The following is a 546-nucleotide window of genomic DNA, read 5'->3' as shown; positions in this document are numbered from 1 at the left end:
CGCAGGGGCTTTGGCGGTTGCCGTAGTAGCCGGTTTGGGCAAAGCATTTGATAAAGCCGGCAAGGCCGTCGGTGGCGGCGGCTTTCAGGCTGCCTTTGCGGCAGTGCAGGCAGTCAGACATGGGCAATCTTTCCGGCAAGTTTTGCCAGCAGGGCGGCGGTATGGCGGGCGCCGCGCTGCTTGTCTTCCAAGCTCAGGGGGCGGCGTTCGAGCAGCAGGCGCTCTTCGACGGCTTCGCTGGGCAGGTGGCCGGCGGCGGCTTCTTGGGTGAGCTTGCCGTCTTTCACGGCGGCCATCACGGCGGCGGTAAGTTGGGCGCGGTCGTTGCCGGCGCTGACCGTCCAGTCGGCGCGCACGGTGTCGGCGGCCAGCCGCTCGTAGGCGCTGCGAAAGGCCATGCGGGCGCCGGTTTTGTCGCCGTTGCGGTACAGTGCATAGGCGCCGCTGCCGGCGGCCAGCTGGGCGATGGCGGGAACGACGACGGTCAGGTCTTCGTTGTCCCAGCCTTCGGTGAGCAGGCCGAAGGCTTCGTCGGCGGACGGCAGG

The 546-nt window shown here is 68.3% G+C and carries 1 protein-coding gene; it reads right to left on the bottom strand.

Annotation, left to right across the window (positions count from 1 at the left end; translation table 11 throughout):
• Positions 1–113: 113 nt before the first annotated feature.
• Positions 114–546: hypothetical protein (locus MB824_RS09450; RefSeq protein WP_238748253.1), on the bottom strand; the 433-nt coding region annotated here is incomplete at its 5' end.

Origin of the sequence: Kingella pumchi (assembly GCF_022288825.1) — a bacterium.
Lineage (GTDB): Bacteria > Pseudomonadota > Gammaproteobacteria > Burkholderiales > Neisseriaceae > Kingella_D > Kingella_D pumchi.
The sequence above is the reverse complement of the archived record's forward strand: the minus strand, read 5'-3'. Positions and strand labels throughout refer to the sequence as shown.